Origin of the sequence: Marixanthomonas ophiurae, from assembly GCF_003413745.1 — a bacterium.
GTDB lineage: Bacteria > Bacteroidota > Bacteroidia > Flavobacteriales > Flavobacteriaceae > Marixanthomonas > Marixanthomonas ophiurae.
Map to the genome: position 1 here is coordinate 644,228 of NZ_QVID01000001.1, position 19,564 is coordinate 663,791.

The window sequence follows — 19,564 nt, forward strand, 5'->3', positions numbered from 1 at the left end:
AATTACAATTTTTTATTGAATAACTTTCTTTTTAATACTTTTATAGTTATTTATTTACAATTTTAACTATATTTTAATGAAATTCACTTATTATTATTTTGTCCTTTTGACTCTCTATTGTACCCTTGCCTTCTCTCAAGAGACTAAAAAATATAAAATAAATACCATTGCTTTTTACAATCTTGAAAACCTATACGATACCGAAGATGACACTACTATTTATGACGAATCTAGCCCGATGATGGAAATGGGAGAGAATGTACGAGAAGAAGTATACAAACAAAAGCTTTCCAATATGGCGAAAGTTATTTCAGAAATTGGAGAAGATATAACTGGGACTAGCCCTGCTATTATAGGGGTTTCTGAAATTGAAAACAAGAAGGTAGTAGAAGACCTTGTAAACCAAGAACCTCTTTTAAACAAAGATTACGGTATTATTCAGTTTGACTCTCCCGACAGGCGTGGGATTGATGTAGCATTTTTATACCAAAAAAAACTATTTATACCAACTAATTATAAAGCGCACCCACTTTTAATATATTATAATAATGATCGTACTAGACGCATATATACAAGGGATCAACTTTTGGTTAGTGGTATGCTCGATGGTGAAAAAATACACTTTATAGTAAATCACTGGCCCTCTCGTAGCGGTGGGGAAGCTAGGAGTCGTCCCAAACGAATAAAGGCTGCAAAGCTGAACAAACAGATTATCGATTCACTTTTTAGTCAAGATCCATATGCTAAAATTATTACCATGGGTGATTTAAACGACGACCCCACTAGTCCAAGTGTAAAAGAAGTTTTAAAAGCTAAAAAAAATAGAGAGGATGTTAAACTTAAAGAACTTTATAACCCTATGGAAGAGATGCACAATAAAGGAATTGGTACTCTGGCATGGAGAGATAGCTGGAATTTATTTGATCAAATAATTCTCTCTAAAGAATTACTTAAGAAAGACTATTCTTCATATAGGTTTTACAAAGCTGGTATATTTAACAAGAGCTATCTTGCAAATCCTAGAGGGAGATATAAAGGGTATCCGTACCGAAGTTTTGCAAATGGTTTTACTGGTGGTTATAGCGATCACTTCCCAGTGTATGTTTATTTAATTAAAGAAGTTTCAAAATAAATATCTTCTTTTAACGACAATAAAAAGGGCTTTTTTTAATTCTTAAAACCACTGTCCCCAAGGTATTCTACTCAGCATTAAAATAAGGGCGATGGTATAAAATATAGCCAGCATCTTAAATTTTGGTTTGGAAACCAATTTCTTTTTATGTTTTGAGTAACCAATTGTTATAAAAACCACCGTAAGTATCATAACAAGTGGATGTTCTACTGCATATAAGCGTAACATAGAATCTTTCATAACAGTCCCCATACCATTACTTGTCAACGATTGTAAGCCTAAAGGCGACACAAAATAAAGTATTAGACCAATTAATAACTGAATATGAGTTACGATTAACGCAAATAACGAAATCCTGAAATCTTTAGGGGAATATTCTTTATTAGAGAAAAAGCTAATTAAAGCGTTTAGGGTTGCCAAGACAACAATAACTAAAACAAGGTATGCCCAATACGAATGAACAAATTGAAGAGTGGTGTACATAGTTAGATTTTTAGAATCCCAAAGGTAGCGATTATTCCATAAAAAAACCGCTTCAAATAGATGAAGCGGTTTTAGAAAATTTAAAGATATTTCTTAGAAGTTAAAACGAACACTTGCGTTCCATGTTCTTCCAAATCCGAAGAATACGCGGTTTTGAGTTGATATACCATCGTAAGTACTGTCTCCTGCTTCAGCAAAAACATTTGTATCAGATTCTGAAATATAAGTTTCGTCAAGAACGTTGTTGATGTTTAATCTAAACTCAACTCTTTCATCATTTACGAAAGGAACGTTAAAAGACAAACCTGCATCTAATAAACCATAAGATGGTAATTTAAGCGCTCCTTCTGGTCCTACAGATGTAGCGTCAAAGTCTGCATATAAATTATCGTGGAATCTGTAGTTTGCATCTACACTTAAATTATCTAAGATATTTACATCTGCTCCTAATGATGTTGTAAACTGTGCAGCATCACCTACTTTTACACCATCTAATTCCAATGTTTCTACTTGTGGCACTCCTCCAACAATAATTGGAGATTGGTCATTGTCAAAATAAGCTGCCGTTACATCATCCTGATATTGCCAATCTGCTACAGAAAGCATTCCTCGTAATGTAACAGTATTTGTCAATTTATATCTGAAATCTGCTTCAACACCCATATGGACTTGAGTAATACCTGTAATGTTAGCAGTACCTCTTACTTCATCTGGTTCACCTTGGTTAAAGGTAGCTCCAACTGATTCAAATCTATCTGCCCAGCTTGTTCTGTACACATTTACATTGGCTCTTAACTTTCTGCTTCTGTAACCATATCCTGCTTCTATACCTACTATCTTTTCGTTTTGTAAGTCTGGGTTTAGGTTATTTCCAAAGTTTATATATACAGCATCAAATAAAGGTTGTTTAGAGTAGTAACCTCCATTAGCAAAAACATTATGGTTGTCATCAATATTCCAGTTAACACCACCTTTTATATTTCCACCTAAGATGTTCTCATAATCAGTTTTCTCTGGAGGTGTTTCCCCGAAAAATTCTTCACGAGCAAATCCTTGGTTTGCTAAAGATCCTTGTACAAAAGTTGTTATATCCTCACCTATGGTATATTCTAATTGACCAAATGCACCTACCCAATTAACTAGACCTGTATTATAGTAGTCAATTTTTTCTTCATCGTCGATATCTCCAAATACCCACCAAGGTTGATCTGCATCATAGGTTTCATAGAAAATATTTGTTTCGCCCTCTCCTATAGGATTGTTTCTATCATCGGTTTGCTGGTATGCATCAGCACCTAGGCGGTCATTAACCCTTCTGTAGTGAAAACCTGTGTAGGTTCTTAAGTCAACACCAAAATCTAACACAAGATTTTCATTTAGTTCAGTTTTTAAGTTAGCTAATACACCGTACCAGTTATGTGAATTAATAGAAGCTCGACGAGTAATACCATTCGTATTATCGGCATTATCGTTTATATCGCTATTATTTAAGTATAGACCGTTTACTTGATCTCTTTGAATTACTCTAGTAAGATCCTCTCCTACTAATCCTTGTACTGAACCACCACTATTATAACGAATGATATCATCTACTCTAATTAATCCATCACTAGTTCTATTCAATTGAAACTGTCTAGCTCCTTGTATCTCACCAATTTCTCCGGTTCCACCACCACGGCCAAATGAAGCATAGGTAGTAGTCGTTAATTTTGTTGCATCAGTTATATCCCAGTCCCAAGTAAGGTTTAATACAGGCTTGTGGTAGAAGTTTCTTCTAAATGAAAATTCTTTTCCATTTTTATATCCCCATTCATCGTTATATTTTATATTCGGCTCTCCATCGTTACCATACTTTAGGTATTCACTTATTGCAATACCTCTAGAACGTTGGTGGTGCCACTGTGGTGCTCCAGTTACTGTAAACTCTAAAGAGTGATCTTCATTAGGCTTATAACCTATCGCAGCAAAATAGTTGTATCCTTCAAATTTTCCTCCGTTAATATAACCATCACCAGCAGTTCTACTGAAAAGGAATGATCCAGACCAACCATTTTCACTTAAACCAGTTGAGTAAGACACAACATTTTTTAAGTAATCATTATTCCCTACAGCACCTGAAAAGAAACCACCTTCTTTACGTTCTGAAGATTTAGTAATTACATTAATAGTACCTCCAACTGAAGAAATAGCCAGCTTTGAAGAACCTAAACCACGTTGTACTTGTATTGCCGAAGCAACATCAGACAAACCAGCCCAGTTACTCCAATATACTTGTCCGTTTTCCATATCATTAACAGGAACCCCGTTAATCATTACAGCAGAGTTTTGTGTATCGAAACCACGAATGTTAATACGAGCATCTCCAAACCCACCACCTTGCTTAGTAGCATAAATAGAAGGAGTGTTGCTTAAAATTTCAGGAAATTCCTGAGACCCTAGCTTCTGCTGAATTTGTTCAGCTCCAATTGTTGAAACAGCAACAGGTGTTTTTCTGTCTTTTGCAATATCTAATACCCCAGCAGCTGTAATTACAACTTCAGACAATGCATTGTCATCAGGCATTAATACGATTGTTTTAAGATTGGCTGAACCATTACTTAAAGTATATGAAATATTTTGAGTTTCATAACCTACATAAGTAATGTTAACACTTCCAGAATTTTCAGAAACTTTCAAAGAGAAGTTACCGTCAAAATCGGTAGTCGTTCCATTATTGGCTCCTGTTTCTACAACATTGGCCCCTAAAAGAGGTTCGTTTGTATTTCCATCTAATACTTTTCCCGAAATAGTCCCTTGCGAAAAGGCAGCAAAGCCTATCAAAAGGAAAGTAAATAAAAATAATTTTTTCATTGTAATGAAGTTTGTTTTTAAAAATTTCTGCAAATATACATCTCCTTTTTCCTTTTTTAAAGTATAAAGGTTAAGAAAACGCTAACAAATTTTTCAAAAATAAAAGTACAATGAAAATTGTAAGGAATTGAATTTCTGATTATTAGTTAATAACAGGTTTTTAACAAATTAAAAAAATGTTAAATATCAATATTCAATACAGTCTAATTGAGTCTTTAAAGGCGTCATAAATGAGATGTAATCTTCTTTATATTTTTCCTCTAAAGGTTTCGACATGGGTAAGTCTTGTTTAAAAGGATCTACTTGCTTACCATTTTTCCAAAAACGATAGCAAACATGAGGACCTCCTGTATTTCCGGTCATCCCAATCCAGCCAATTACATCGCCCTGGCGTACATAATTGCCCACGCGTACATTACGTTTTTTCATGTGGAGATATTGGGTTTCGTAGGTGCTGTTATGACGAATTTTTACATAATTGCCATTTCCACCGCGATATTCAGATTTTGTAACAGTACCATCTGCTGTTGCCAAAATTGGAGTACCTAATGGTGCAGCAAAATCCGTCCCTTTATGTGGACGTAACTTATACCCATAATAAGCAATCCTTCTATTAAGATTGTAACGGGAAGAAATTCTACTAAACTGTACCGGTGCTTTTAAAAAAGCACGACGTAGGTTATCTGCTTGCTCGTCATAATAATCCATTACTGTTGTGCTATCCAATTTCGTTTCGTAATTAAAAGCATACAATGGTGTGCCTCGGTGTTCAAAATAGGCTGCTTTAATTTCTCCCAAACCAGCAGGAATAGTATCATTAATAAATTTTTCAGTATAAACAACTTTAAAACGATCTCCTTTTTGAAGATGAAAAAAGTTAACAGTCCACGCATAAATATTAGATAGCTTATCGGTCATATACGGACTTAAATCTGCATCTGCCATAGTTTGCGACAAGGAACTTTCAATGATTCCACCTGCAGACTTTTCAACATACGTGACAGGTTTTTCGCCAGTATAACTCGATAGGTCATCCCTAAAATCGACCACCGAATAGTCCACTTTATTATTTTCGTAGATAAAAACCTGTGTGGTATTTAATGAGTCTTTTGAATTGAGAAGTACATACGGTTTGCCTACTACTATTTTACGGACATCAAAACTGTCTTTAAACTTAGTAGCTACTTTAAAAATTTTATCCTGTGGAACTCCATGAGCATCAAGAATATCCCCGAAGGTGTCACCAGACTGAATTGTATCCCTTATTATATTATAATCATTTAAAATATAACCGTATTCTTTAATTAATTCAGGGGCCTTTTCTATTTCTACAGCTTCGGCTAAGTCTTTATTGCCAGATTCGCAAGCTATTAAAAGCAAAACGGGCAAAAACATTACTAGTATTTTCTTCAATTTTTTGTAGCTTTATTGGGGTTCTACGATACTGCCATCTTTGGGAAGGAGCAGTAGGTTTTAAGTTCAGGTTCAATATTACGAAAAAAAAGGCCTTTTTGAATGTAAATCCTCAAAAAAAGAAGCTAACAGACTTATTTTAACACAAATAGCATAAAACTATGTTATAGCTAAGATGAAAATTAATTTCTTTTCCTTATTCCTTTAGTTTCGTTAACGTAGAAATTTCAAATATCTTATATTAAATAGGGTTTATTTTTGAAGTTTTCAATAACCTGTTAATCCATTATTATTTTAAAGGAATGTTTGAGGCCTTTAAATTCTGAAAGCGATGCTTTTAAAGATCCAACAGCTAAATCAGCTTTTATAAGCATAGGCATCTTGTTGTCATCATCTGTTACCCAAACAGTAAGGCTTTCTTTCTCTTTAAACACACGACCTGCTTGTACATATGGTCTAAATATTAAACAAGGGACTTTCCCAAATTTAGTGTCTAATACTTCTCTGCCTAAAAATTTTAAACGGAATTTATAGTTTTCTTTATCAAAAAACATATCCATGTCTATTGTTTCACCTTTCTGTATATTACTTGCATCTAAATTATTACGCAAGTAGTAAAAGGCCGAAACCATATCTTGTGCATTTTTAGGAAATGAAACTACCTCTTTTTTTTTGTGCTTTTTATTATTTATATGTGCAATTCCTGTTGCGTGGTCAAAATCTATCTGAATGTCTTTGGTATGTCCTCCTTCATCTATTTTCCTAATGAAACGGTATGGAATATCTTTTTCTTTATCTATATAAGATTGATAATCATCTTCTACATTAAAAAACACTTTTGAAAGCCCTACAGTTCTTCCTTTTCCTTTTACATGATACACTTCTCTACCTTCCAATTTGGCATTATCAACTTCAAGGGTTGCATAACCTGCAGTAACAAAGCCATAATGCACCCGAAATTTGAACCATTCACCATCGCCATAGGCCTTGTCTTGTGCCAGTAACACAAAAGAAGTACATAAAAACAGAAGAGAAAATAGGTATTTCATTATTTGGGGTTTTAGTTTGTATAAGAATATATACAAGTTTTATTCCAAAAAAATAAACTCCATCTTTAAGACGATGGAGTTTATTATATGTTACATTTATTTACAAGGTTCCTCTTGATGCTTGTTCACGTTCTATAGACTCGAATAACGCTTTAAAGTTACCAGCGCCAAATCCTCTAGCACCCATACGCTGTATAATTTCGAAAAATAAAGTTGGCCTATCTTCTACAGGTTTTGTGAAAATTTGCAATAAATACCCTTCTTCATCTGCATCGATCATAATACCTAAACTCATTAATTTTTCGATGTCTTCTTTTAATTCGTGCTCAAATTCTTTTAACCGAGCAGGTACAGCATTGTAATATTCTTCTGGAGGAATGGATAAAAACTCCACACCGCGCTCTCGTAATTTGGAAACCGTTGTGATAATATCGTCGGTAGCAACTGCGATGTGCTGAACGCCTGGTCCTTCATAAAAATCTAAATATTCTTCTATTTGTGATTTTTTCTTTCCTTCGGCTGGTTCGTTAATGGGAAATTTAATTCTTCCATTCCCATTACTCATCACTTTACTCATTAAGGCAGAATATTCGGTGTGAATTTGTTTATCGTCAAATGAAAGGAAATTCACAAAGCCCATCACGTCTTCGTACCATTTTACCCAAGTGTTCATCTCGTTCCAGCCTACATTACCAACCATATGGTCTATGTATTTAAGACCAACGGGTTCTGGATTGTAATCTGGGTTCCACTCTCTAAAACCTGGCATAAAAGTTCCGTTGTAGTTTTTACGCTCTACAAACATATGTACAGTTTCTCCATATGTGTAAATTCCGGCCCGTACCACTTCGCCATGTTCGTCTTTCTCAACTGTAGGTTCCATAAATGGTTTTGCACCGCGTTTAGTGGTTTCTTCAAAAGACTTTCGAGCATCTTCTACCCAAAGTGCCACCACTTTTACACCATCACCGTGTTTAACAATATGGTCATTAATTGGATTTTTTGAACTTAAAGGTGTTGTAAGCACTAAACGAATTTTATCTTGTTTAAGCACATACGAAACACTGTCTTTACTACCTGTTTCCAAACCTTTATAGGCGTATGATTGAAAACCAAAAGCAGTTTTGTAAAAATGAGCTGCTTGTTTGGCATTTCCTACGTAAAACTCTACATAGTCCGTCCCTAATAGAGGAAGAAAATCTTGTGCTCCCTCGAATATTTTCTCTAATCCGTAATCTACTGATTTTATGTCTTTACTCATTGTGTTTAGTTTTTAATGAATGCGTTACTGTTTTTTTCTGAATAATAATATATCTGCTTATTAAAGAGAATTACCACATAGCACGCATTTGTGCGGAAATAACTAGTTTTTTCAAATATTTCGTTTTTTTAGTCATGTTCTAACCAAGATTGGTAATACGTGCCATCGGCTAGCTTTAAAGCATCTTCGGTTACCTTAAGCGGTTTAAATGTATCGACCATAACAGCTAATTCGCCTGTTTTTTCTTTCCCAATACTACGCTCAGTCGCTCCCGGATGTGGGCCATGGGGTATTCCTGCCGGGTGTAATGAAATGTAACCTGCATCAATATCGTTACGACTCATAAAATCACCATCTACATAATACAACACCTCATCACTATCAATATTACTGTGATTATACGGTGCCGGAATAGATTCCGGATGATAATCATATAATCGAGGTACAAAACTACATACTACAAAAGCATCGGTTTCAAAGGTTTGATGTACTGGTGGTGGTTGGTGAATACGTCCGGTAATAGGTTCAAAATCGTGAATAGAAAAGGCATACGGATAATTATAACCATCGTAGCCTACTACATCAAAGGGATGAGTGGCGTAGGTCATTTCAAAAATATCATCCTGCTTTTTTATTTTTATTAAAAAGTCGCCTTTTTCATCGTGAGTTTCCAATTCTTGCGGTCTGCGTAAGTCGCGTTCGCAATATGGGGAATGCTCTAATAATTGCCCAAACCAATTTCTATAGCGTTTTGGAGTGTAAATAGGCCTTCTAGATTCTACAATAAACAAGCGGTTGTCATCTGTATCAAAATCTATTTTATAGATAATGCCACGAGGCACTAATAGATAATCCCCATACTTAAAATCCAAATTTCCTAAATGCGTCCGTAGCTTTCCACTGCCTTTATGAATAAAAATTAGCTCATCAGCATCTGTATTTTTATAAAAATAATCTCTTTGCGATTCTTGTGGTGCGGCAAGAATAATACTACAATCACTGTTTGTCAATACTGTTTTTCGACTTTGTAAGTAATCCTTTTCAGGTTGCACATTAAATCCCTTAAATTTATACGACTGCATATTATTATGCTTCGCAATTTTAGGTGCAACGCTGTATTGTTTCGCTATTTCTTTAACTTGAGTAGGGCGATGTTCGTGGTAACTATTAGTGGACATACCATCAAAACCAATGGTTCCGAAGAGTTGTTCTGAATATAGACTCCCGTCTGGTTTACGGAATTGTGTATGTCGTTTATGAGGTATTTTTCCTAATTTATGATAGAATGGCATAATGTGCTTGTTTTCTACACAAATATCGGAAAAAAATCACTGTTTTCGTTTTAAGGTTATGCTAAAACCTAAACCCTGCTGCAATATGCCATTCGCTTTCATCCCGTTCCGGCGAAAAAGCCCATTTCACTTCAAGGGGACCTAAAAAGGTTTCCATACCATACCCTAAAGCAAAACCACTATAGTCAATGCCGTCTATCCATTTTCCATCGGTTAAAAGATCATCGCCTACATTGGCAATATTAACTGCTATGTTGATGTGGTTTTTTCTAAAAAATTCATAATCTAACGTCAAAGAAGATTTTAAATAGGTGTCGCCACGAAGGCTCAAACCTTCATACCCATAAAATTGTTTTATATTATTTATAGGTCTATATCCATATCCGCCTAAGAAAAAATCTAATGAGTGAGTTGAATCATCCCCTATTTTAAAACCGCCTTCTGTGGTAATCACTGCCGAAAGTTTGCTTGAAAAAGACTGTGCATAGCCAACTTTTGCTTGAGCGATTGAAAACTGATCGAAACCTGTGTTTCTGCCCTCGCCCAAAATATATAAATGAAAATCTCCATTGAAGTAAAATCCATCATTCGGGAAAAAGCTATTGTTAAACGTATCGTAACGAAGGTATCCGTATGTGCTAAAATAGTTTGTACTTTCAAAAACAGTTCGAGGAATACCGTCTTCATCAATACCTATGGTTTCAGAAAGATATCGCAACCATTTATGCTCTATTCCCGCACCTAACAAAAAACTTCTTCTAAAAAGTGTTTCTACGAATATACGATTGGTTAAATCACTATACTCGAGCTCTAATTTATTTATTTGTGAATTTTCTTCCGGGGGTAATTCTGGAGAAAGGAAATCAATGTCTACATCTTTATCAAAAAAAGTATACTGAGAATTTAAACCAATGCTCCAGTAAAATCCTTTGTCAATATAATAGTTGAAATCGTACCTAATGTTATCACCTACCACAAAATCTAATGAAGCAATATCGTTATTGGTAAATATTCTTTTTCGAGTTACATTCATTAATGCTGCTGTGCCGTATAAATCGTCATAATGAGCGCCCAAACGCATCAGCATTTTAGATTCGTTTTCCCGTAAATTAAAAATAAGGTCATAGGTATTATCTTCATTAGTCTCCAATCGATAATTTATATCTTGAAAATTGCCTGTCGCCGATAGATTGTTAACTCCTTCGTTAAAACGGTCATAGCTTATTTTTGCAGGCACTTTTAGTTTTAGTTTTCCTAAAACATATGCGCGGGTATAATTTTCGTTACCTTTAATACTAACCGATTGAATAAAAATGGAGTTTTTACTGAAAAAATCTACCTTTTGCTTTTTATGTGTTTTTTGACGAGAAGCCACACTATCTAATTGATCTCTTAACCTATTAGCTTCAATCTCTCCTGATTCGATTATTTTTTTTCCATCATTAAATGAAACCACCGAAAAGTCTTTAATATTCGGATTAATATAAATATCCGTCCGCCCTCTTTTCTCTGCCATATCTTCGATGGTGCGATAATTATTTATTTGTACCAATACATCAAATGCCGATTTTAGCATTTTTCGGCCTTTCAAACTGTCTTGAACATCTACACCAATTACAATATCTGCCCCTTTATTTCGCACCTCATCTACTGGATAATTGTTAACCACACCACCATCGACCATGACCGTATCGTTTATTATTACTGGTGAAAATAAAGAAGGCAAGGCTCCACTTGCGGTAATGGCTCTAGGTAAATACCCTTTGTCTAATAACACTTCTTTACCAGTTTCCACATTGGTGGCCACACAAAAAAATGGAATAGGAAGTTTACTAAAATCTTCAATATCACTCACATGAAGGGTTAACTTTGAGAGTAGATTATATACATTCTGTCCTTTTGAAAGCCCTGAGGGAAATCCTACTTTAAAATCATCAAACGGTAAACTAATGGCGTATTTTTCAGATTCATCTTTTTCGTAAAAAGTTTTAGCACTTCGTGGAATATCATCCTGAATTAACGTATTAAAATCGACCATATTAAAAATAGAGTCTAATTGTTTTGCTGAATACCCCGATGCATACAAAGCCCCTACGATCGCCCCCATACTCGTTCCTCCAATGTAATCTACCCGAATACCTGCTTCTTCAATTACTTTTAACGCACCAATATGTGCCAAGCCTTTTGCGCCACCCCCGCTAAGGACCACACCGACTTTTAGGTCTTCTTGGTTCTCTTTCTCTTGAGAAAAAAGAATGCCTGAAAGTAACATGCATAGTATGATTAATATCTGCTTCATTTGGTTTGTTGAAAATGCGTGACTATTTTTTTTGCTCTGCTCGTTCCCACTACATCTGCTAATTCATCAAAACTTGCATTTTTTATACGCTTTGTGCTTTTAAACTGTTTCAATAACTGAATTACTGTTTTCTCTCCTATTCCCGGTATAGTCTCTAGTACTGTATCTAAAGCTTGTTTACTTCTTTTGTCACGGTGAAAGGTGATTCCAAACCGGTGTGCTTCATTTCGTAATTGCTGAATTATTTTTAACGTTTCACTTTTCTTGTCTAAATACAACGGAATTGGATCATCGGGATAAAACAGTTCTTCTAGTCGTTTTGCGATACCAATAATTGCAATCTTTCCGCGTAATTCTAATTTATCTAAACTTTTTAAAGAGGAAGACAACTGTCCTTTCCCCCCATCTATGATGATAAGTTGCGGTAAAGGTTGCTCTTCTTCTTTTAATCTTTTGTACCGACGATAGACTACTTCTTCCATAGAAGCGAAATCGTCCGGACCTTCCACTGTTTTTATATTAAATTTACGATAATCCTTTTTACTAGGTTTTCCATTTTTAAAAACCACACAAGCAGCTACCGGATTTGTCCCTTGAATGTTACTATTATCAAAACATTCAATATGCCTTGGCTCTTCACTCAACCGAAGGTCTTTTTTCATCTGCGCCATAATTCGGTTTTCATGACGGTCGGGATCGACAATCCTCGCTTGCTTAAATCGCTCCATCCGGTAATATTTCGCGTTGCGAAGGGACAGGTCCAGGATTTTCTTTTTATCACCTGCTTTCGGTATGTGTACTTTCAAACCTTCTTCAGTTTCAATTTTAAAGGGTACATACAATTCTTTAGACTGCGAATTAAAACGCTGTCGCAATTCGATTACAGCTAACGTGAGTAACTCTTTATCGCTTTCGTCCAGTTTCTTTTTTATCTCTAAGGTGTGGGAACGAATAATACTTCCAAAGGAAATTTGAAGGAAATTTACATACCCGTAGCTTTCATCTGAAGTAATGGAAAAAACATCGACATTATTAATTTTTGGATTCACTACCGTGCTTTTTGCTTGGTAATTTTCCAACACATCAATCTTTTCTTTTATGCGTTGTGCATCTTCAAACTTAAGATCGGCTGCATATTTTTTCATTTGGGTTTTAAACTGATTAAGCGAATCTTTAAAATTTCCTTTAATGATGTTTCGTATCGCTTCTATATTATCGTTATAATCGGCTTCGGTTTGTTTGCCTTCGCAAGGCCCTAAACAATTGCCTAAATGATATTCTAAACAAACTTTATATTTATCGTTTCGTATTTTTTCTTCGGCTAAATCGTAATTACAGGTTCGTAATTGATACAACCCTCGAATTAAATCTAGTAAGGTGTGTACCGTTTTCATACTGGTATAAGGGCCAAAGTATTCCGAGCCGTCCTTGATCAACCGTCGGGTGGGAAAAACTCTGGGGAAACGCTCCTTTTTAATGCAAATCCACGGATACGATTTGTCATCTTTAAGCAAGACATTATAGCGAGGCTGGTATTTTTTAATTAAGTTGTTTTCTAGCAATAGTGCATCGGTTTCGGTAGCTACAACAATATGCTTTATGGTTTTTATTTTTTTTACCAATAACCGTGTACGGGCATTATCGTGCTGTTTGGTAAAATAAGAGGAGACTCTTTTCTTTAAATTTTTTGCCTTTCCAACATATAACAACTTTTCGTTTTTATCATAATATTGGTACACCCCAGGAGAGTTAGGGAGTGTAGAAATTTGTAGCTGTACCGAAGCTTCTGCCATAGTTCAAAGATAGTGGCTATTTTGTAATTTACTTTTCCTATAACTTACGAAATTTTGTTAAGAAAGGGTTAAACAAAACTATTTATAAAACCAATCTTGCCTTTCTTTACGTACTTTATAGTAACTAACACAACTCAATGTTTAACACAGCCTTTCTTTCAATTTTAAAAAAGCGATTTATACTATCGCTGGCTGTCTTGTATCTTATAGTTCCGTTACATCAATCGTTATCGGAAGGCTTTCACAAACTTTCACATGCTTTAACGCACACTAGTGCAAACCATCACCATGATTTAGAACACGAATTGGACAAGGAACACACGCACGAACATAAAGCGATTGCCTTTTTCAATAACTTGTTTTCTGCAGACGATACAAATTCTGATAAAGATGCCCTCTTATTTGAAATAAAGTACGACAAACACATTACACAGGAATACTTTCAATTAAAACCCGTAATCTCACCCCAAACAAAACATACATTTACGTATCACTACGGAAAATACTGCACGTCTCTTTCTGTGCAAACACCTCCTCCCAGAGTAATGGTTTCATAATCCGTTTTTCAAGTTTCAGAAATACTTTTTCCTTCCCATCTTATATTGGGCAGGTCTGAAACAATCTATTTATTCAAAATTTTAAAATTTATGAAACCTATATTATTATGGGCACTATTACTATGCTCTGTTGTTGCGCAATCGCAAAGCATTACTGGTAAAATAGTTACCCAAAACAATACACCACTTGAAAACGTTTATGTTTTCAACAAAAACTCAAACACACATACCCATACAGACATTTCCGGAAATTTTACCATAGCTGGTAATACAGAAGGCGATCAACTTATTATTTCTCATTTAGGTTACAAAGGCATAACAATTCCTGTTACTGCTGAAAGTTTCACCGAAAATCTTAGCATTGTATTAAAGGAAGCTTCAGTAAGTTTGGGACAAATTGTTATCACACCTCAAGTAAATGCCTTAAACCAATTGACCGATGTTGATTTAAAAACCAATCCTGTAAAATCGTCACAAGAAATTCTACGGAAAGTTCCCGGACTTATGATTGGCCAACACGCCGGTGGTGGAAAAGCTGAACAGATTTTCCTTCGTGGTTTCGATATTGATCACGGTACAGACATCAGCCTTTCGGTAGATGGTATGCCGGTTAATATGGTATCGCACGCGCACGGACAAGGTTATAGCGACCTCCACTTTTTAATTCCAGAAACCATTGAAAATATCGAATTTGGTAAAGGCCCTTATTATGCATCACAAGGTGATTTTGCTACTGCCGGTTATGTAGATTTTAAAACTAAAAACAAATTGGACAACAGTTCCATTTCGGTTGAATACGGTGATTTTAATTCATTTAGAACCGTTGGAATGTTCAAGGTATTGGAAACCGAAAAAAGCAACGCCTACATTGCGACTTCCTTAAATACCTTTGACGGACCGTACGATTCCCCTCAAAACTTTAACCGTTATAATATAATGGGGAAATTTAATTTTCAACTCCCGGGTAATCAGCATGTGAGCGTAAGTGCATCACACCTGCAGAGTAAATGGGATGCTTCAGGACAAATTCCCCAACGCGCTGTAGACGCAGGTTTAATAGATCGTTTTGGTGCTATTGATGATACCGAAGGCGGTAATACCAGCCGTACCAACTTAATTTTAAACCATACCAAAATAATTTCACCAACACAGAAGCTTAAAAGCACTGCTTATGTGACTCATTATGATTTTGAATTGTATTCTAACTTTACTTTTTTTTTAGAAGATCCTGTAAATGGTGATCAAATAAAACAAAAAGAAGACCGTAACCTATTCGGCTTTAAAACCGCCTACACGGAAAAAATGGAAGCAGATGCTTTCGATTTTGAATATACTGCCGGTGGTGGCGTTCGGTATGACGATGTAAATGATGTCCAGCTTTCCAGAACCAAAAACCGAGATGAATTATTGGAGCGCTTAGCCTTCGGAAATGTAGACCAAATGAATGCCTTCGGATTTGTAAACACAGAATTTGATTTTGGCGACTTTAAAATAAATCCTGCCTTACGTTTGGATTACTTTAAGTTCGATTATGAAAATTTCTTAACGGAAACATACGATAACAAAAGTGAAAGCAAAGTCTTCGCCAGTCCGAAGTTAAACTTTGTTTATAGCCCCAACCGTCAATTACAATTGTTTGCAAAAACAGGAATTGGTTTCCATTCCAATGACAGCCGTGTAGTGGTTGCTAATAGCGGGGAAGATATTCTACCCGCTGCATACGGAGCCGATGTAGGAGCCATTTATAAAGTAACTGACAACTTAATCCTGAATACTGCTCTTTGGACGTTGTTCTTAGATCAAGAATTTGTGTACGTAGGCGATGCTGCCATTGTAGAACCTAGCGGAAAAACCCGTAGAATGGGAGTCGATTTTGGTGCTCGTTATGAAGCTACCGACTGGATGTACTTTTTTGGTGATGTAAATTATACGTATGCCCGAAGCACTGAAGCTCCAGATGGTGAGGATTACATACCGTTAGCTCCAGACTTAACCTCAACCGGAGGTGTTGCTTTTGATAATATTGGCGATTTTTCTGGCGGATTGAATTACCGTTACATCAAGGATCGTGCGGCTAATGAAGACAACAGTATTGTGGCAGAGGGCTATTTTGTAACCGATTTCAACATTAATTACACCTATAAAAACCTAGTTTTTGGGGTGATTATTGAAAACCTATTCGATACCGAATGGAACGAAACGCAATTCGCCACCGAAAGTCGTTTATTTAATGAAGCTAACCCAGTTGAAGAAATCCATTTTACACCGGGAACGCCTCTTTTTATTCGAGGGAAAGTGACAGTTAATTTTTAAAATTTTCAGAATTATTTATTATGAAAAGCACAGTGCTATAAGTACTGTGCTTTTTTAATTAAAAAGCTGTTGCAACACTGCCAATGATCTTGGTGTTTTAAACCCTTGCGAATGATATTGATAATAGGTAAGCATTAAATTTAATGTTGCCGTACGTGTATTCTTTGTGAGTTTTATTTCAATTAAATCGTTAAAATCTTTATTGAAAAACTGTTTTAAAGCTTCCACTTCATTGCCTTCTGCTGAAAAATGATCGTCAAATTGTTTTTCAAATGTACCTTCTTGTATATTGAAATATGAATATTCCATATGTGAAGTGTCTGGATAAAAACCTAAGTATTGTGATAATTTCAGCAGAAAAAGAATGTGAAAATCGGCATAGTTTTCATGTAAGTCCAACCACTGAAAGGAATAGGCTAAAAACTGAAATAGTTGGTTGTTGGTTTCTTCTTCTTTAATGGTGCTTTTTAGTATTTCAGAAAGGAACATAACGAGCGACGATTTAAAAACATCGTTATGCAAGGTTTGATAATGCAGGATAATTTTTGCCTCTTTTATATACTCTAAAGTTCCCTTGTTTTTATGGTTGGCAACCAGTTCAAGCTGTGTTAAAGGCTGAAAAAAAGAAGTACGTAATTTTCCTTTTTTGGACTTTAAAATATTGCGAAGCATATAGCTTTTCATGCCATCAGCTTCGGTAAAACAGCTCACAATTAAATCGGCTTCAGAATAGCGTAATGAAGAAACAACAATCGCTTTGGTGGAAACAAGCATTACCTGACAACCATGATTTTAGCGACTTTGGTTTCCAAGGCATCCTCTGTGCTTATTAACACCAAATACACTCCAGAGGCAACTTTATACTTACCAAAAGCTGTGGTATCCCACAAAATACTACCACCCTCGCTTGTTTCTTCAAAAACAAGATTTCCTTCTATATCGGTTATTTTTACATTGGCATTAGCGGTGAGCCCATCGATGGTTACATTTCCTTTAAACTCGGGGCGTACTGGATTGGGATATGCATAGACCTCATCTAAATTTTCACGTGGCGCTGTTGCTGTTCCATTATAAGAAACCAAACCTTTATTGGTTGCAATGTAAACCACTCCGCTAAAGTCATCGATAGCAATATCTTGTATGTTATTAGATGGCAATGGCGAGTTATCCTTTGTAAAGCGTAAAAGAGTTTCTTGTCCGTTAGGAGAAACATAAAAAACGCCGGAATTACCAGTGGCTATCCATTTATTATTTGAGCCGTCAACGACAATTTGTGTTATGGATTGTTCAAAAAGTAGTTCTTGCGGCACACCGTCTTCAACAATAATTATTTCTTGGGCTTCAACATTTGTATCTTCTTCAAAAAACCCTCCTGTATTGAAAAGTACGCGCAAACCTTCAAAAGTACCTATCCACAATCTGTTTTGTTTGTCCAATGCCAAGGCACGAATATACACACTGGGTAAATTTCCATTTCCTTCACCTTCGGTTATTCTGTTAAATTTATTTTGGTTCTGGTCATAACCAGCCAAGCCGCTTTGAGCGGTCCCAAAGAACACATAACCTTGGGAGGTTGTTACTACCTCAGTTAAGGCCAATTCACTCTCTGTATTAACAATATCGCTTACATCAACACGTTGAAATTGACCTTCAGGCGTACGTTTTATTAGCCCTTCGGCTATTCTTGACTGTGTAAACCACAAATTGCCTTGGTTGTCGTAATCCATTCCAAAAAGGCGAATTCCTTCAACACCTCCGCCTGAGGTAGTGGTTATCTCGAGCGGACTATTCGTCTCATTAAATAAAGTGGTTGGCTGCTGTTCTATAATTTGTAACAAACCCTTTTGATACGATGTCATGAAAACCTCTTCAAAATTATTTGGATTTATTTTTACCCTTACCAAATCGTTTACATCAGTATTAAATTTTTCAGCAAGTTCTTCATAAGATATATTGGTCCAGGTTCCTTCCCTTAAATTACTAATTCCTTTAAATGTTAATGGAAAAGGGTTAAAAGTAACGGTAACATCACCATAATTCATCCACAATTGTCCAGGAGATGCATCAATGCTAAACCCTTGATTAAAAAGTGGACCATCGGGTAAAATTTGTTCAGCTTGGTTGCTATCAAAGGGGACGGCTAAGATACCATCTTCGCTTGTACCCATGTAAAATACATTATTGAAAGCATAACCAGAAAGTAACTGATAATCAAACTCTGGAACCGAAGTTACAGATGCCTGCTGCTGAAAACCTTCTGTATAAGCATTTATAGATGTTGTGGTTGTAATCGTCAACACATCATTAAACGTTTGAAAATCTACAATATCATTAAAATTCCCTACGGAATTTATACCTCCATTGGGATTAAAGTTGAAAACAGTATTTCCAGTATTTGCAACATAGAGTTCTGCACCTAGTTTTTGAATCCCTTTAAAATTTCCGTTTTGTATGGTGGTCCATTGTTGAAAATCGATTAAATTTTCATTTTCCAATAGCGCTCTTTTAATTCCGTTGGAAGCAGTTGCTGCAAAAATATAGGGTTCTGCTACTGTTGTTTGTGCAATGTTTATTTGTGTTCCTCCGGCACCAATAAAATAGGTGTCCCCAAACTCTAAAGTTGCTAAATTATAGACAGATATACCGTATTCTGTTGAAATATAAAGCAGATCGTTGTATTCATCAAAATAATTAATATTTTTTTGATTCGGTGGAATCACCTGTTTGTCTAATATATCAACAACCGTCAATACGTTTTCTTCGCCGTCTTGAACAATCTCTATCAGTCCAGTTTCATAACCTATTACCAATAAATTATGATTTTCACTATAATGAATGGTTGAAATAAGCTCTCCGGAAAGACCGTTAATAGTTGAAATTGTTTGTATTTCGTTGGTGCTTAAATCGTACGTAAATACAGCATTTTCTGAAGCTGCATATATTTTATCATTTCCTTGAGATATGTCCTTGATTGAAGTGTATGAAAAATACCCGGACCAAGAATTTTCAAAATTTTGAGCACTACCAGAAAAAACAATGAAAAACAGAATAGTTGTTACAACATACTTCATAGAGAATACTTTTTCAGAAATATAACACGCTAAAATACTATTTATTGCAGG

At 35.5% G+C, this 19,564-nt stretch carries 13 protein-coding genes; 3 read left to right on the forward strand and 10 right to left on the reverse strand.

Annotation, left to right across the window (positions count from 1 at the left end; genetic code table 11):
* Positions 1-76: 76 nt before the first annotated feature.
* Entirely contained in the window at positions 77-1,132 is a 1,056-nt protein-coding gene (locus DZ858_RS02855; RefSeq protein ID WP_117158033.1) for an endonuclease/exonuclease/phosphatase family protein, read from the forward strand.
* Positions 1,133-1,174: 42 nt separating this feature from the next.
* Here the strand turns inward: DZ858_RS02855 and DZ858_RS02860 are convergent, their stop codons facing one another.
* From DZ858_RS02860 to uvrC, 8 genes are all read right to left on the reverse strand, one after another.
* Positions 1,175-1,615: a hypothetical protein gene (locus DZ858_RS02860; RefSeq protein ID WP_117158034.1), complete on the reverse strand. Its 441-nt coding sequence runs from the start codon at positions 1,613-1,615 to the stop codon at positions 1,175-1,177.
* Between the two features lie 93 nt (positions 1,616-1,708).
* Positions 1,709-4,465: a TonB-dependent receptor gene (locus DZ858_RS02865; RefSeq protein WP_117158035.1), complete on the reverse strand. Its 2,757-nt coding sequence runs from the start codon at positions 4,463-4,465 to the stop codon at positions 1,709-1,711.
* A gap of 186 nt (positions 4,466-4,651) precedes the next feature.
* Positions 4,652-5,878: a M23 family metallopeptidase gene (locus DZ858_RS02870; RefSeq protein ID WP_239990707.1), complete on the reverse strand. Its 1,227-nt coding sequence runs from the start codon at positions 5,876-5,878 to the stop codon at positions 4,652-4,654.
* 278 nt (positions 5,879-6,156) lie between these two features.
* Positions 6,157-6,927, reverse strand: coding sequence for a DUF3108 domain-containing protein (locus DZ858_RS02875; RefSeq protein WP_117158037.1), 771 nt, complete (start codon positions 6,925-6,927; stop codon positions 6,157-6,159).
* A gap of 100 nt (positions 6,928-7,027) precedes the next feature.
* Positions 7,028-8,188, reverse strand: a complete 1,161-nt coding sequence (gene hppD, locus DZ858_RS02880) for a 4-hydroxyphenylpyruvate dioxygenase (RefSeq protein ID WP_117158038.1) — start codon at positions 8,186-8,188, stop codon at positions 7,028-7,030.
* Between the two features lie 128 nt (positions 8,189-8,316).
* A complete protein-coding gene (locus DZ858_RS02885) occupies positions 8,317-9,480 on the reverse strand; it encodes a homogentisate 1,2-dioxygenase (RefSeq protein WP_117158039.1) in 1,164 nt (387 codons plus the stop codon).
* Between the two features lie 61 nt (positions 9,481-9,541).
* Positions 9,542-11,779 (reverse strand): patatin-like phospholipase family protein, encoded by a 2,238-nt coding sequence (locus DZ858_RS02890; RefSeq protein WP_117158040.1) that lies wholly within the window; start codon positions 11,777-11,779, stop codon positions 9,542-9,544.
* Complete coding sequence (uvrC, locus tag DZ858_RS02895; RefSeq protein WP_117158041.1) at positions 11,776-13,572, reverse strand: excinuclease ABC subunit UvrC; 1,797 nt, start codon at positions 13,570-13,572, stop codon at positions 11,776-11,778. Before uvrC ends, DZ858_RS02890 begins: the two co-directional genes overlap by 4 nt.
* Positions 13,573-13,709: 137 nt before the next feature.
* Between uvrC and DZ858_RS02900 the strand changes: the two genes are divergently transcribed.
* Both DZ858_RS02900 and DZ858_RS02905 read left to right on the forward strand, forming a co-directional pair.
* A complete protein-coding gene (locus tag DZ858_RS02900) occupies positions 13,710-14,129 on the forward strand; it encodes a hypothetical protein (RefSeq protein ID WP_117158042.1) in 420 nt (139 codons plus the stop codon).
* A gap of 90 nt (positions 14,130-14,219) precedes the next feature.
* Positions 14,220-16,442: a TonB-dependent receptor gene (locus tag DZ858_RS02905; protein ID WP_117158043.1), complete on the forward strand. Its 2,223-nt coding sequence runs from the start codon at positions 14,220-14,222 to the stop codon at positions 16,440-16,442.
* Between the two features lie 54 nt (positions 16,443-16,496).
* On the opposite strand, the gene recO is transcribed toward DZ858_RS02905, so the two are convergent.
* Both recO and porZ read right to left on the reverse strand, forming a co-directional pair.
* Positions 16,497-17,216 carry a DNA repair protein RecO gene (recO, locus tag DZ858_RS02910; RefSeq protein ID WP_117158044.1) on the reverse strand — a complete coding sequence of 240 codons (720 nt, stop codon included), beginning with the start codon at positions 17,214-17,216 and terminating at the stop codon, positions 16,497-16,499.
* On the reverse strand, positions 17,216-19,513 hold the full coding sequence (gene porZ / locus DZ858_RS02915; protein ID WP_117158045.1) for a type IX secretion system anionic LPS delivery protein PorZ: 2,298 nt from the start codon (positions 19,511-19,513) through the stop codon (positions 17,216-17,218). The genes recO and porZ overlap by 1 nt, the downstream gene beginning before the upstream one ends.
* Positions 19,514-19,564 lie beyond the last annotated feature (51 nt).

Bases quoted from the DNA above. Each gene is read 5' to 3' on its own strand.
- hppD (WP_117158038.1), bottom strand. From the start codon at position 8,188: ATGAGTAAAGACATAAAATCAGTAGATTACGGATTAGAGAAAATATTC.
- DZ858_RS02890 (WP_117158040.1), bottom strand. From the start codon at position 11,779: ATGAAGCAGATATTAATCATACTATGCATGTTACTTTCAGGCATTCTT.
- DZ858_RS02905 (WP_117158043.1), top strand. From the start codon at position 14,220: ATGAAACCTATATTATTATGGGCACTATTACTATGCTCTGTTGTTGCG.
- DZ858_RS02900 (WP_117158042.1), top strand. From the start codon at position 13,710: ATGTTTAACACAGCCTTTCTTTCAATTTTAAAAAAGCGATTTATACTA.
- uvrC (WP_117158041.1), bottom strand. From the start codon at position 13,572: ATGGCAGAAGCTTCGGTACAGCTACAAATTTCTACACTCCCTAACTCT.
- DZ858_RS02875 (WP_117158037.1), bottom strand. From the start codon at position 6,927: ATGAAATACCTATTTTCTCTTCTGTTTTTATGTACTTCTTTTGTGTTA.
- DZ858_RS02855 (WP_117158033.1), top strand. From the start codon at position 77: ATGAAATTCACTTATTATTATTTTGTCCTTTTGACTCTCTATTGTACC.
- porZ (WP_117158045.1), bottom strand. From the start codon at position 19,513: ATGAAGTATGTTGTAACAACTATTCTGTTTTTCATTGTTTTTTCTGGT.
- DZ858_RS02865 (WP_117158035.1), bottom strand. From the start codon at position 4,465: ATGAAAAAATTATTTTTATTTACTTTCCTTTTGATAGGCTTTGCTGCC.
- recO (WP_117158044.1), bottom strand. From the start codon at position 17,216: ATGCTTGTTTCCACCAAAGCGATTGTTGTTTCTTCATTACGCTATTCT.
- DZ858_RS02860 (WP_117158034.1), bottom strand. From the start codon at position 1,615: ATGTACACCACTCTTCAATTTGTTCATTCGTATTGGGCATACCTTGTT.
- DZ858_RS02885 (WP_117158039.1), bottom strand. From the start codon at position 9,480: ATGCCATTCTATCATAAATTAGGAAAAATACCTCATAAACGACATACA.